General features: G+C 43.5%; 12 protein-coding genes. All 12 read left to right on the top strand.

Going from position 1 to position 14,814, the window contains the following annotated elements:
* Positions 1-134 precede the first annotated feature (134 nt).
* The 12 genes from AC3ISB_RS21535 (at position 135) to AC3ISB_RS21480 (ending at position 14,781) form a co-directional block, all read left to right on the top strand.
* Complete coding sequence (locus AC3ISB_RS21535) at positions 135-1,427, top strand: CitMHS family transporter (RefSeq protein ID WP_098373766.1); 1,293 nt, start codon at positions 135-137, stop codon at positions 1,425-1,427.
* A gap of 201 nt (positions 1,428-1,628) precedes the next feature.
* A complete protein-coding gene (locus AC3ISB_RS21530; RefSeq protein ID WP_489274214.1) occupies positions 1,629-3,572 on the top strand; it encodes a PTS mannitol transporter subunit IICBA in 1,944 nt (647 codons plus the stop codon).
* Between the two features lie 86 nt (positions 3,573-3,658).
* Positions 3,659-5,749 (top strand): BglG family transcription antiterminator, encoded by a 2,091-nt coding sequence (locus tag AC3ISB_RS21525; RefSeq protein ID WP_489274212.1) that lies wholly within the window; start codon positions 3,659-3,661, stop codon positions 5,747-5,749.
* A gap of 5 nt (positions 5,750-5,754) precedes the next feature.
* On the top strand, positions 5,755-6,897 hold the full coding sequence (locus AC3ISB_RS21520; RefSeq protein ID WP_489274210.1) for a mannitol-1-phosphate 5-dehydrogenase: 1,143 nt from the start codon (positions 5,755-5,757) through the stop codon (positions 6,895-6,897).
* An 885-nt stretch (positions 6,898-7,782) separates the two neighbouring features.
* Complete coding sequence (gene nikA, locus AC3ISB_RS21515; RefSeq protein WP_489274208.1) at positions 7,783-9,312, top strand: nickel ABC transporter substrate-binding protein; 1,530 nt, start codon at positions 7,783-7,785, stop codon at positions 9,310-9,312.
* Entirely contained in the window at positions 9,313-10,266 is a 954-nt protein-coding gene (nikB, locus tag AC3ISB_RS21510; protein WP_144549074.1) for a nickel ABC transporter permease, read from the top strand.
* Positions 10,257-11,096, top strand: coding sequence for a nickel transporter permease (nikC, locus tag AC3ISB_RS21505; RefSeq protein ID WP_098373596.1), 840 nt, complete (start codon positions 10,257-10,259; stop codon positions 11,094-11,096). The genes nikB and nikC overlap by 10 nt, the downstream gene beginning before the upstream one ends.
* Positions 11,093-11,890, top strand: a complete 798-nt coding sequence (locus AC3ISB_RS21500) for an ABC transporter ATP-binding protein (RefSeq protein ID WP_489274205.1) — start codon at positions 11,093-11,095, stop codon at positions 11,888-11,890. The genes nikC and AC3ISB_RS21500 overlap by 4 nt, the downstream gene beginning before the upstream one ends.
* The gene (locus tag AC3ISB_RS21495) at positions 11,887-12,651 is read left to right on the top strand and encodes an ABC transporter ATP-binding protein (protein WP_141994847.1); all 765 of its coding nucleotides are present in this window, start codon (positions 11,887-11,889) and stop codon (positions 12,649-12,651) included. The genes AC3ISB_RS21500 and AC3ISB_RS21495 overlap by 4 nt, the downstream gene beginning before the upstream one ends.
* A 156-nt stretch (positions 12,652-12,807) precedes the next feature.
* Positions 12,808-13,212, top strand: coding sequence for a DoxX family protein (locus AC3ISB_RS21490; protein ID WP_489274203.1), 405 nt, complete (start codon positions 12,808-12,810; stop codon positions 13,210-13,212).
* Positions 13,213-13,216: 4 nt separating this feature from the next.
* A complete protein-coding gene (locus tag AC3ISB_RS21485; RefSeq protein WP_098373600.1) occupies positions 13,217-14,065 on the top strand; it encodes a VOC family protein in 849 nt (282 codons plus the stop codon).
* Between the two features lie 29 nt (positions 14,066-14,094).
* Positions 14,095-14,781 carry an FMN-dependent NADH-azoreductase gene (locus AC3ISB_RS21480; RefSeq protein WP_098373601.1) on the top strand — a complete coding sequence of 229 codons (687 nt, stop codon included), beginning with the start codon at positions 14,095-14,097 and terminating at the stop codon, positions 14,779-14,781.
* Positions 14,782-14,814 lie beyond the last annotated feature (33 nt).

Genomic DNA, 14,814 nt, shown 5'->3' with positions numbered 1-14,814 from the left:
CTCGAAAAATCGCTTCCGTGAACACAATGAACAAAAATAACAAAATAGTTTTAAAACACAATAAATTGAGAACGCTTACAAATGAAGCGGTTTCATATACAATTTACCTTATTAGAAGATAAGGAGTGATTGATATGCTCGCTTTATTAGGATACTTAATGATAGTAGCGTTTATGATTTTAATTATGACAGGGCGACTTTCAGCCATGATAGCTTTGATTGCAGTACCAAGTGCCTTTGCACTTATTGGCGGGTTTGGCGGTAAAATGGGTGAGATGGCGCTGGAAGGGATCAAAGACGTTGCGCCAACGGGAATCATGATTTTATTTGCGATCCTTTTCTTTGGCATTTTGATCGATGCTGGCGTTTTTGATCCGATCATCAATACGATACTTAAAGTTGTAAAAGGAGATCCAGTGAAAATTGCGATCGGCACGGCAGTTCTGGCTTTGCTGATTTCCTTGGATGGAGATGGTACAACCACATATATGATAACGATTTCAGCCATGCTTCCGCTATATAAACGGATTGGTATGAGACCGCTTGTATTGGCCGGTATTGCCGTTTCGTCATCTGGAGTCATGAACCTTCTTCCTTGGGGAGGACCTACAGCACGGGTGATGACCGCTTTAAAACTTGAAATGTCCGATGTTTTCACTCCTGTCATCCCAGCGATGATCGGCGGAGTCCTGTTCGTCCTTTTCATGGCATATTGCCTGGGTAAAAAAGAAAGAAAAAGGATCGGGATCATAGAAGTCGATTATCATGTTATGGCACAGCAAGCGGCTGCAACGGAAGATGCTTATCTTAAGCGTCCTAAAATGATTATATTCAATTACGCATTGACTCTTACATTGCTGGTGGCGCTGATTATGGAACTTATGCCTTCAGCGGTTCTGTTCATGATAGGTTTTGCCATTGCCATTACGGTTAATTATCCGAAACTTAGTGATCAAAAAGAGCGTGTGGCAAACTATGCGGACAATGCTTTATCTGTAATTTCGATGATTTTTGCAGCAGGTGTCTTCACTGGAATCCTTGCCGGTACGGAAATGGTCGATGCCATGGCAAACTCTTTGATTCAGCATATTCCAGAACAAATGGGTGCGCATTTTGCTGTCATCACAGCCATCATCTCAGCACCTTTTACGTTCTTCATGTCTAATGATGCATTTTATTATGGTGTGCTCCCATTGCTTGCTAAAGCGGGAGCTGCTTATGGAATTGACCCTGCCCTGATCGGCAGAGCTTCACTATTAGGGTTGCCCGTCCATCTATTAAGCCCGCTTGTTCCATCTACCTATCTATTGGTTGGAATGGTAGGGGAAGATTTCGGTGCATTGCAGCGTACCTTCCTGAAATGGGCATGCGGATCGACGCTTGTCATGATAGTGGTATGTGTCCTATTGGGAATCATCCCGCTATAAAGACCTAAAGAGTCCCGTTCGCCAAGATGCGAACGGGACTCTTTTTTGTCTTTATCAAGCACTGAATAAATCTGGAAAAGTGAGATACATTATGTTTGTCTTCTCTTTCGCGACAAAGTTAGCTTTTACTTTTATTGAATGCGGAAGGTACGTACCTTAAGATTAAAGGAAACTATATTAATATGAAGGGAAGAGTGCAAAATGGCTCACTTTAATATAAAAGTTACAGTTCAAAAGTTCGGTAACTTTCTAAGTTCAATGGTCATGCCGAATATATCAGCTTTCATAGCATGGGGGCTAATCACTGCCCTATTCATCCCATCTGGTTTCCTGCCAAATGAAAGCCTTGCCAAAATGGTTACACCGATGGTTACGTTTTTACTGCCGCTTTTAATTGGGTATACGGGTGGTAAGCTAATCCATGACCACCGTGGCGGCGTAGTCGGTGCCATTGCGACAATGGGAGTCATCGTCGGATCTGATATCCCGATGTTCCTTGGCGCCATGATAATGGGACCGTTCGGCGGATATGTCATCAAGAAATTCGATCAATTGATTGAAGGGAAAATAAAAGCCGGTTTTGAAATGCTTGTTAATAATTTCTCAGCGGGGATAATTGGCGGCTTATTGTCCATTCTATCCTTCTTGGCCATCGGGCCTGCTGTAGACGTATTTACAGGCTGGCTTGTAGCAGGAGTCGATTGGCTTGTCGGTACAGGTTTACTGCCGTTGACAAGTATCCTGATCGAGCCTGCCAAGGTATTGTTCTTGAACAATGCCATCAATCATGGTGTACTATCACCAATCGGTGTAGAGCAAGTTAAACAAACAGGGGCTTCAATCCTGTTCCTGCTGGAATCGAATCCTGGACCGGGTATCGGCGTATTGCTTGCCTATTGCTTTTTTGGAAAGGGAACGGCGAAGAAATCGGCTCCAGGAGCTGCCATCATTCATTTCTTCGGCGGGATCCATGAAATTTATTTCCCTTATATCCTAATGAAGCCGATGTTATTTTTAGCCGTCATTCTTGGAGGCATGAGTGGGGTTTTCACATTGGTCCTACTAGGCGGAGGATTGTTCGCTCCTGCTTCTCCAGGCAGCATACTTGCCATTACAGCAGTAACTCCGCATAATGCGGGCGCATATATTGCTAACTTTGCAGGCGTGATCGTAGCCGCCCTTGTTTCATTCATCGTCGGTGCATTCATCCTGAAAACAGGAAAGCAATCTGAAGAGAATATTGAAGATGCCGCGAAAAAAATGCAAGAAATGAAAGGCAAGAAAAGCTCTGTTGCCGATGTATTCGCTTCAGATCCGGGAACGATGCCAACGAACGTCAGCAAAATAATATTTGCCTGTGATGCTGGGATGGGGTCAAGTGCGATGGGAGCTTCGCTGCTTCGCAAGAAGGTGAAGGAAGCCGGATTGAATATCACCGTTACCAATACGGCGATCTCGAACATTCCTGCTGATGCACAAATCGTCATAACACAGGAAGAGTTAACTCCAAGGGCACAGAATAAAGTGCCGAATGCTTATCATGTATCCGTCGATAATTTTCTATCGAGCCCTGAATACGATTCATTGCTTGCACGGCTTCAGGACGATGGCACCGATGAGCTGCATGAAATCGTCGAAGATGCTGAAGAGAAGGTTCCCGGTGTTCGTGAACATTCAATCGAGCCTGGCATCAACGTTGATGAGCAGGATGATAATGAATTGCTTCGCGAAGAAAACGTCTTCCTTAATCAACAATTCGCCAATAAGGAAGAAGCGATCCGCTTTGCGGGAAGAGCTTTGGTCAATGCAGGTTACGTTAAGGAAAGCTATATTGAAGCAATGATTGCCCGTGATGAATTGACTTCAACCTATATGGGGAATGATGTAGCCATTCCGCACGGAACCGAGGAAGCTAAGAAAGATGTCCTTAAATCTGGATTTACCGTTCTACAAATTCCTAATGGAGTCGACTTTGATGGCCAAAAGGCACGATTGATATTCGGCATTGCCGGCAAGGACGGTACACATCTTGAAATTCTATCTGGCATTGCAGTTACCTGCTCTGAGATGGAAAATATCGAAAAGATGGTTAAAGCCACATCAGCCAGGGAATTGATGGATATTATAAATGTCGGAAATAATTAAATAAACTTAACCAAGAATAGAAAAGCGTTTTACGCTTTTCTATTCAGTATTTTCTCGTGTTACTCCACCAGAAATGAGTTGGTAGCATGTATATTACTTCAAGGGAAAAAGCAATCATAGAATTGATCATAAAAACTTCTGGAAAACATACAGCCTTATCCATTGCGACACAATTGAATGTTAGTGTCCGGACTGTTCAACGTGATCTGAAGTCCATAGAAAAAATCCTGCAATCATTTGAGTTGCATTTAACACGAAATACACATGAGGGACTGACCATCGACGGGAAGAATGAACAAGTCTTTCGGCTTGTACAGCACCTGATGGGCAATCATCCAATCGATCAAACGCCACAAGAAAGAAAGTTGCATCTCCTGTTAGCTTTACTGCAGGAAGAATCATATAAAACTCAAGTTCTTGCGGGGGATCTCGGTATAAGCATTACGACTCTTACAACCTATTTGGACGAACTGACTGAATGGTTAAAGAATTTTAATATCGTGATTACGAGAAAAAGGGGAGTCGGAATAGAGCTTGCCGGCACTGAAGAAAATAAACGGAAAGCACAGGCCGCCTATTTTTTGCACTTTTTTAATGAAGAGCTGATTGAAAGTTTATTTTTGTTGCAAGAAGGAAAATTCCCAGAAGCGAAAATCCTCGACTATTTCGATCCCGAATATCTTCAGGCTATCGATGGGGTGCTGTTTTCCACTTTTAACAGTGTCCATTCTCGATTGGCGGATAGCGGGTATATAGGGTTAATTGTACATATTTATGTAACCCTGCAAAGGAATGAAAGCCAATTTTTTTTGGAGAAGGACTTCAAGAAAATAAGCGAACTTTCCGATGAGAATAATCTCATGAATAAAATAGGCAAGGAACTCAGCACCATGCTGGAAGTCTCTTTTACCATCGATGATATAAGCTACCTGGCAGCCATCCTTAAAGGTTCCAAGCTTCATGCGGCGGATGCTGTTCCATATGACAGTGTGTTGCTTGGCCAGCTGATAAGAAACCTGATAAAAGATGTTTCGGCACAACTGCAAATCGATTTGACCAAGGATTTCCCATTGTATCAAGGGCTCCTTGCCCATATGGAACCATCGCTTTTCCGGATCAAACAGGAAATGGGATTGTACAACCCCTTAACCGAAGATATTAAACGAAAGTATCCGGTTCTCTTTTTGGCAGTAAAGACCAGTCTGGAAAAGGGATTCAAAGAAATAAGAGAATTTCCCGAAGATGAAATAGCCTTCATCGTCCTGCATTTCGGATCTGCATTAGTGCTACGGGAGGAAGAAATATCAATAAGGGCACTCATCGTTTGCCCGACAGGTATCGGCACGTCGAAGATGCTTGCAAGCCGGATCAAAAAAGAAATCATCGAAATCGAGACTGTAGAAATCAAGACGATCAAAGACATCCAGCAGCAGGGCAGCCTGAAAAACTATGATGTGATCATTTCTACCGTCCGGCTTCCGTATATCGATAGTGATTATATTCTTGTATCCCCTCTTTTGAGTGAAGAGAATATATTGAACATCAGGAATTATTTAAGGAAGAATATCGAAAACTTCACGAAGAATAAGCGTTATGGCAGTCATTCAGCCCATAAGGATACCGTGACCAAAAAAGAGGATGGCGAATTGAAAGAAGTGCTGCAGGAATTGAAAGATGCCCAGCAGAGCATCGAGTCAATCATGGATAATTTCCGGTTTTATCGGCTGCCGCATCTTAAAGGACATCCAGAGATCATCGAAGAAATGGTCAGAATGGCTGAAAATGAATCACTGCTAATGGGTGCGGATGATGTAATCGAATCCTTGAACGAACGGGAAAAAAAAGGTGGTTTAGGCATTCCTGGCACTGGAATGGGCCTTTTCCATACGAGACACAAGAATGTGAAAGAACTGATATTTCAGGTGGCCCACCTGGAGGAATATCGACTGGTCAAAGGTATGGATGGAAATGAAGTCCATATGAAAAATTTACTGCTGATGCTGGCACCTGAAGAATTGAGTGTGAAGCAGCAGGAAATCGTCAGCTTAATAAGCTCAAGCTTAATTGAAAGCAATGAATCCATCATGATTTTTTCATCTTCGGACGAGGAAATGATTAACAGAAGGCTGGAAGCCATATTTTTGGATTATTTATATACTAACTTGATAAAGGGATGATTGTAATGAAACAAGCAGTACATTTCGGTGCAGGAAACATTGGAAGAGGATTTATCGGAGCACTCTTTTCACAATCTGGATATCATGTGACTTTTGTGGACATAGCCGATCAAATCATCGATCAGTTAAATGATAAAAAGCAATACCAAGTCAAACTGGCTACTGATCAACAAGAATCCGTAACAGTAGAAAATGTTTCGGGTTTAAACAGCTTAAAGCAGGAAGAGGAAATCATTAAAGCAATTTCCGAAGCAACCTACCTCACTACTGCTATCGGTCCCAATATTTTGCCTCATATCGCGCCTTTAATTGCAAAAGGATTAGCCTCAAGGGTAAAGGAAACCGATGAAAAATTATATGTGATCGCTTGTGAAAACCAAATATCGGCAACAGACCTTTTAGAAGGCTACATTCTAGAAAACTTGGATCAAGATACAAAAGAAAAACTAGCCGATAAAGTATACTTCTTTAACTCAGCAGTCGATCGCATCGTTCCTATCCAAAATAACGAAGGATCACTCGATGTTTTGGTGGAACCTTATTATGAATGGGTCGTTGAAACGAATAAAAGCATTCCTGCCGTGGAAGGGATGACCATTGTAAAAGAACTCGCTCCGTTCATTGAGAGAAAACTGTTCACCGTTAATACAGGACATGCCGTCATTGCTTACCTCGGTTATCTCAAAAATAATAAATCGACGATTGACCAATCATTGGAGGACGCAGGCATTGTAGAGCAAGTCAAGAAAACCTTAGGGGAAACGGGCGCTTATTTAATAAAGCAATACGGTTTGGATGCAGATGAGCATCAGCAGTATATCGAAAAAATCATTAATCGATTTAAAAACTCCTACCTGAATGACTCGGTGAATAGAGTCGGCCGTTCACCGCTGCGCAAGCTCGGGCCAAACGACCGCCTCGTGCGCCCTGCCGTAGAAGCTAAAAAAGCCGGACTTTCCTATACTAATCTGGCGAAAGCGATAGCCGCCGCTTTACTCTTTGATTTTAACGAAGATGAAGAAGCCCTTAAACTGCAAACGATGATCAAAGAACACGGTATAGCTACAGCACTTAAAGAAGTTAGCGGATTGGACGAAAATAGCGAAATAACCAAAGAAGTTTTCAACCACTACAACAACTTGAAATAAAAGCCGAAAACTCCTGAAATCTTTTTTCAGGAGTTTTTTCTTAATCAAAAAGCCAATTATATATCAGATAAACTTTAAAACTTAAAAAAACCTTGTAAACAGTAATCATTACGTTTTATAATGAAAGACAGTCAAGATAAGAGGGTTTATTTAAGGTATAAATCGTAATCATTATGATTTGTTTGAAAGGAGCTTTTTTATGAGATTAGGTTTTACAAAATGCGGATTAGTGCAGTAAATCAAAAGTTAGTTGTTATTTCTTAAGATTTTGGGTGCTATTGCACGAGATTTAAGCTGTTACTCACGGGTTTAGAGCCGTTACTCGTGAGTTTGGAGCATTTACTCGTGAGTTTGGAGCGTTTACTCGTGAGTTTGGCGCATTTACTCGTGAGTTTGACGCAAATACTCGTGAATTGGTGTTCAAACACGAGTTGGTTGATTTTACACAAGATTTTGAAGGGGATTGCACGAGATTTAAGCTGTTACTCACGGGTTTAGAGCGTTTACTCGTGAGTTTGATGCATTTACTCGTGAGTTTGGAGCGTTTACTCGTGAGTTTGGAGCGTTTACTCGTGAGTTTGGCACAAATACTCGTGAATTGGTGTTCAAACACGAGTTGGTTGATTTTACACAAGATTTTGCGGGTATTGCACGAGATTTAAGCTGTTACTCACGGGTTTAGAGCGTTTACTCGTGAGTTTGATGCATTTACTCGTGAATTAATGTTTACTCTCAAGGAGCATTACATAGTTTGATTTCGGATAGCTACTGGCAGTGCGTTGCCTGGTTTGTCATGATAGTAAAGCAAAGCTGCGTTCTAAATCGTAATCAATACGATTTTGCAACAGCCATTAAAAATAGTTGAGGTAATGGAGGAAATCTATCGTGTTCAGAAAATGTAAATCGATTTTTATTGTATGTTTTTCATTCTTTCTTTTGGCTGCTTGTTCCACCGAGTCTGCGAATGATGAAGTGGGAGGGGAGAAGGGAGTGAACTTGCTTTTTAATTTTGCGGCTAGCTCGCTTGATCCGAATGTTGATACTAGTTATGTGTCACTAAGGGCTGGGATCACTGAGACATTGGTGCATCTCAATGATGAGGATTTGACCATCGAACCTTGGCTGGCGAAAAGCTGGGATAGCAAGGAGGGTCAGTTATGGAATTTTGAGTTAAGGGAGGGTGTGACTTTTCAGAATGGAAAGCCGATGGATGGCGAAGCGGTAAAGGCTTCCTTGGAGAGGGCGATGAAGGATAGTCCGGCGATAAAGAATGCTTTGCGCATTGAATCGATTGAAGCGAATGGGAATGCGCTGACCATTAAGACGGAGGTTCCCTTTCCTGAGTTTCCTTCTGAATTGGTCCATCCAAATACATCGATTATTGATGTGAAGGAACGTGACTATATAAACAAGCCGATAGGAACAGGGCCATTTGCCGTTTCGAAATTCATACCTGGTACGGCTGTTGATTTAATACGGTATGAGTCTTACTGGGATGGAGCCGCAAAGCTAGAGAGAGCCAGGTTTTCGTTTAATGAAGATGCCAATGCACGGTCCCTTGCCCTTGAATCGGGAGACGCCGATATTGTTTTCCGTCCGGAAGTGGAAAGCCTGGGAAATTTAGAGGCGATAGATGGTGTGAAGGTTGAATCGACATCCACTTTCCGAGTACATCAAATGACGATGAATTTGGAACGTAAAGCACTGCAGGACATACAAGTCCGAAAGGCGATAGATGCCTTGATCGACCGTTCATCCATTGCTGATACGATTTTACATGGTCATGCAGAAGTGGCAACAGGGCCATTTCCGTCCACTTTCTCTTTTGCTCCGGACTATCCGAAAAAAGTGAATGGAATGGAAGCGGCTAAGGGGTTTCTTGATCAGGCGGGATATAAAAAAGTTGATGGTGTCATGCAAAAAGACGGCAAACCGTTAACGTTTACACTTCTTACATACAGTTCACGTGCCGACCTGCCGTTAATTGCCCAAGTTTTTCAATCTGATGCCGGCCAGTTGGGGATTGATGTGAAAATCAAGCAAATAGAAATCCCTGAAGAGTATATGGCTGCCAATCGCGATTGGGATTTAACGACCTACAGCAATTTAACGGCTCCGCGCGGGGATGCCGGCTATTATTTAAATGCTACCTATCATCCAAAGGGAGCCTTGAACTTCAGTGGGGCCGATGATGATCACCTGACGTCCCTGATTGATAAGCTGAACGTAACGGTCGAGCAGGAGAAGCGCTCGGATTTAGCTGAGGATATTGCGATGTATGTTGATGAACAAGTGTATAATTCTTTCATTTTACATCCGAATACACTTGTTGCTTATGATGCTGATAAAGTTAAAAACTGGATTACTTCGAGAAGCGAATACTACATGCTGACGAATGAACTGGATGTGAAGTGAATGTTCAGCATCTTAGTGCGGCGATTCATGGAGGTCGTGATTTTTGTCCTTGTGATTACATTCATCTCTTTCCTTTTTGTTCGGCTTGCTCCAGGGGACCCGGTTCTCTCGATACTTCAAGTGGATGATGTGTCGATCACAAACGAACAAGTCAATGAGCTTCGTGAAGAATTGGGGTTCAATGATCCGCTGTTAGTGCAGTATGGCGATTGGTTTAGGGACTTTATCCAATTGGAATTCGGTAATTCCTATCTGACGAATCAGCCTGTGATGGAGATGATCATGAGCGGGCTGCCTGCAACACTTGAGCTGGCGGTTGGCGCTTTGTTTGTGATGCTTGGTATAGCCATTCCATTAGGTTCGCTTGCTGCCTTGTACAGGGGAAGCTGGATTGATCAGATAAGCCGTGCTGTTTCTTTGTTGGGCGCATCCATTCCTAGCTTTTGGCTGGGACTGCTCTTGATGGATTTATTTGCGGTACGGTGGGGGGCCCTTCCAACAATGGGCAGGGACGGATTTCGTTCTTTGATACTGCCATCAGTCACGTTGGGGCTGGCCATCACAAGTGTGTACGTCCGTTTGCTGCGTTCGAGTTTGATTGATTCCCTCAGTCATGATTTCATCAGGGCTGCCCGATCAAGGGGGATTTCGGAAATGCGGATATTCTTTGCCCATGCATTTCGTTATAGCCTGCCCCCGGTCATTACCGTATTCGGTGTCAGCCTCGGCAGCCTGATCGGCGGTGTAGTGGTGATCGAAGTGATTTTTGCCTATCCAGGCATAGGTAAGATGGTCGTGGACTCGATTCGTTCACGGGATTATCCAGTCATCCAAGGATACCTGTTGGTCATGGCCATCATTGTATTCATGGTTAATAGCGCCGTGGATTTATCTTATCGCTATTTAAATCCGGAGCTAAGACTGAAGGAAAGGAAGCATGGAAAATGGAGTTAGTTATCAAAAAAAAATCCAAAAGGCGCTGGAGAATGACCATCCTTTTTACGGTGATGGCTGCAGTCCTTGCCGTTTCGGCTTACACCTTTCTTATCCTGAAACATGATCCCGCACTGGTCAATCTCGGAGAAAGGCTATGGCCGGCGAGCATGGAACATCCGTTAGGGACGGATCATCTAGGGCGTGATGTATTGACACGTCTTCTGCTTGGCGCCCAGCTGACGGTTGGCTACGGTCTCTTATCTCTGTTTGCCGCTGTTATCATCGGCGTCCCGTTCGGGGTGATTGCCGGTTTTAAAGGAGGTCTTATCGATCGGACCTTCATGCGCATTGCAGACGCATTTCTCGCATTCCCTGATACGATCGTTGCCATTGTGCTTAGTGGCTTATTAGGGCCAGGAATCGAAAATCTCCTGTTGGCAATCGTTCTAGTGAAATGGGTGAATTATGCCCGGCTTGTGCGAAGTACGGTGATCACCGAACGTCGGAAGGATTATGTCACTGCTGCTAAAATCAATGGATTAAGTTCATTTGGGATTATGCGGAAGCATCTATTTCCGCACCTTATCGGGAACGTGCTTGTATTGGCTAGCCTTGATTTAGGAAAAATCATTTTGCTCATATCTTCCTTATCCTATATCGGGCTCGGGGCGCAGCCGCCGGCACCAGAGTGGGGAGCCATGCTGAATGATGCCCGTCCATACTTTCAATCGAATATGTTGCTGATGATTTACCCGGGGCTCGCCATCGTATTTGCCGTCCTGCTATCCAACATACTCGGTGATTATTTGCGCGATGCATTCGATGTGAAAAAGGAGGTGGGATCATGAGCATTTTATCCGTGAGGCAGCTAAATATCATGGGAAAGCAAAATCATATCGTCAAGGATCTTTCATTAGATGTGCAGGAAGGTGAGTGGTTCGCACTTGTCGGACAAAGTGGGAGCGGCAAAAGCATGACGGCCATGGCAATATGTCAGCTGCTGGCACCCAATCTCCAAGCGAAGGGGGAAATTTGGTACGTGGAAAAGAATCTTTTAACGCTATCTTCCTCTGAAATCAGGAAGATTCGCGGAAAGCGCCTGGCATATATTTTTCAAGATTACCAGGGTTCATTCACACCGTTCCTTACTATCGGTCAACATTTCGACGAATATCAGCGAACACATTTGAACCTTTCCAAAAAGGCAAGGAGGCAGCAGGCGGTCAAGGCGCTCATATCGGTGGGCCTGAATGAAGATATCTACGGCAGATATCCTTTTCAATTAAGCGGTGGGCAGCTTCAGCGCGTATCCATTTCGATAGCCCTGCTGCTTGAACCGGATATTTTGATAGCGGATGAACCGACCACAGCCTTGGACAGTGTATCTTCCTTTAAGGTCTTACAGCTGTTATCAAGGCTCCAAAAAGAAACCGGATGTGCGGTCTTATTCATTACCCACGATTTACGTCATGTCAGGAAGTATGCGGATCGCATTGCGGTCATGAGAGACGGTGCCATCATTGAGACCGGTGATAAAAATCAGGTATTAAATCATCCGCAGCATGCTTATACGAATAAACTGATTCAATCATCGCCATCATTGAGCAGAATTCCATTTAAGCTTGAAGGAGTGTCAGGATGACTTTATTAGACGTGCGAAATGTCCATAAAAGCTATGATAACGGAGTGGAAATACTAAGGAACGTGAATTTCAGCATCGAAAGGAAGGAATGCCTCGGGTTAGTGGGAGAGAGCGGCTGCGGAAAAAGCACACTGGCAAGACTCATCCTTCAGATTGAATCTTTTGACCAGGGCAGCATCCTATTTGAAGGAACCGCGCTGCAAAACAAAAGCGAACGCGGTTTAAAACCGTATCGTAAGAACATCCAGGCCGTTTTGCAAAATCCTGCATCGGCCTTGAATCCAAAACTAAGGATAAAAGATTCACTAATGGATCCATATCTTCAATTTGGCAGCCAGGTCAATATGAAACATTTTACGTATACAGGTGAAGCGAACTTTATCAGACAGCTGCTGGAAACCGTGGAGCTTCCAAAGAGTTTTGCTGAACGTTACCCGCATGAGCTAAGCGGCGGACAAAAGCAGCGGGTGACCATTGCCCGCGCGATCAGCATTGAACCGGCCCTCATTATATTGGATGAACCGGCTTCAAGCCTGGACGTTCTGTCACAAGCGGCGGTGCTGAAATTGTTAGACGGGCTTCGGGAGACTTTGAACATTTCTTACCTTTTTATTTCTCATGATCTATCGGCTGTACAGGAGATGAGCCAACGTATCATGGTGATGAAAGGAGGGGGGATTGTGGATTCTTTCGAAAACGAACAGCTTTTTTGCAGCGATCGCCATTCATACACAAAAGAACTGATTTCGATGTTTGAATAAGTTATTATTTGATTTTTAAATCGTGATGAACGAGTTGCTTCGGCAATTCGTTTTTATTTAGGGAAAAAAAGATATTCCTATAAACTTACTTGACATTATAAACTTATTAAAATATAATAACTTACATAAAGTAACTAACAAAAGGAGAATTCATACATGAATAAAAATGATGCAGGTCAAGTTTTTTTAAGGGTGATTTTAGGTCTTACTTTTTTCATTCACGGAGTTTCAAAGTTTCAAGGGGGCATAGGGAATACGGCTGGATTTTTCGATAGTCTTGGCATTCCTGGCTTCATGGCATACATCGTTGCAGGAATCGAATTGATCGGTGGAATTGCGGTTATACTGGGTTTGGGAACACGAATCGTTTCCGTCCTATTTGCGGTCATTATGGCGGGGGCGATCTTCACGGCAAAATTACCTGCCGGTTTTCTTGGAAACGGGCAAGTGGCGGGCTACGAACTGGACTTGGCGCTGCTGGCCATGTCTGTCTATCTAGCGTGTGCAAACCGCACGGTTGTTTCTTTGGATCATTTGATTTTCAATAAAAAAGGGAAGTGACAATATGGATAAAAATTTTCATCAAAAACCAATTACTTTTGTTGGCGAAGTCAGTATAAATGTTTTGGATTTGAATAAGGCCATTCTGTTTTATCAAGAAATCATCGGTCTTCAAGTATTGAAGAAAGCCGACCGGCAAGCTGTTTTAACGACAGACGGAAAGACCCCGTTGCTGACACTTGAGCAGCCTGCGGATGTGATTCCGAAAGAAGGGCGGACGACGGGCTTATATCACTTTGCCCTTTTGCTGCCAAGCCGAGCCGACTTATCGATTTTTTTACGACATTTACTTCAAACGAAATATCCATTTGGAGCGGCGGATCATGAAGTGAGTGAAGCGCTGTACATTACCGATCCGGATGGCAATGGCATTGAAGTATACTCTGACCGGCCATCCACTGATTGGAGATGGGCCAGTGGGGAAGTCGCTATGGGCACGGATCCGTTGGATGGGAATGACCTTCTGGAAGAAAGCGATGGTGAGTGGAGCAAACTCCCTGCAGGTACTTTAATGGGGCATATACATCTGCATGTAGCGGATTTACGTAAAACGGAGGAGTTTTACATGCAGGGTCTTGGGTTTACCGTTGTGAATCGATATGGAGGAGCGCTCTTTACTTCAACCGGCGGATATCATCATCACATCGGGTTGAACACATGGAATGGCGTTGGCGCCCCAGCTCCAAAGGAAAATAGTGTGGGGCTGAACTGGTATACTCTCGTTTTTGCAGATGAAGATGCGAGAAACAAAGTAACGGAGCAACTGAAAGGAATCGGAGCTGCCGTCACGGAAAAAGAAGGGTTTTTCGCAGTAACAGATCCATCTGGCAATGAGATTCATTTAGTCGTCTGAATTTAAAGCAGAAAGCAAGGGTGAGGATAATGGGATTCTTAAGTAGATTATTTGGAAATAAAGAAACCGCGGCAGGGGAGAATGAAAAAATGACAAAAGTATTATTCGTTAAAGTGAATGATCGTCCAGCAGATCAGGCAATCAGCTCGAAAATGTATGACACATTCTTAAAAGCATATAAAGAGACACACCGTACAGATGAAGTGACTGAGCTGGATTTATTTAAAGAAGAACTTCCTTACTATGGAAATACGGCGATAACCGGGTTGTATAAACGCAACCAAGGTCTTGAACTGACAGCCGAAGAGGAAAAGGCGGCCGAACTGGTTGACCAATATTTAAATCAATTCCTGGCCATGGATAAAGTGGTATTCGCTTTCCCTCTATGGAACTCAACGGTTCCAGCACCGCTAATCACATACCTTTCCTATTTGGCACAAGCCGGTAAAATGTTCAATTATACGGCGGAAGGTCCTGTCGGGTATGCTGGTGATAAAAAAGTCATGCTATTGAATGCCCGCGGTTCTGATTATGCATTAGAAGGAATGGCTTCTGCTGAAATGGCCGTGAATTTAGTGAAAAATATCATTGGCCTATGGGGAATCAACAATCCTGAGGTCGTGGTCATTGAAGGCCATAATCAGTATCCGGATCGGACACAAAAAATCATCGCGGATGGTTTGGAAAACGTTGCAAAAGCGGCTGAAACATTCTAATTGCGAGTGGAATGAATAGCAGGCAAAGAAGGC

Source organism: Peribacillus sp. GL_122 (genome assembly GCF_057835005.1).
The sequence above is the reverse complement of the archived record's forward strand: the minus strand, read 5'-3'. Positions and strand labels throughout refer to the sequence as shown.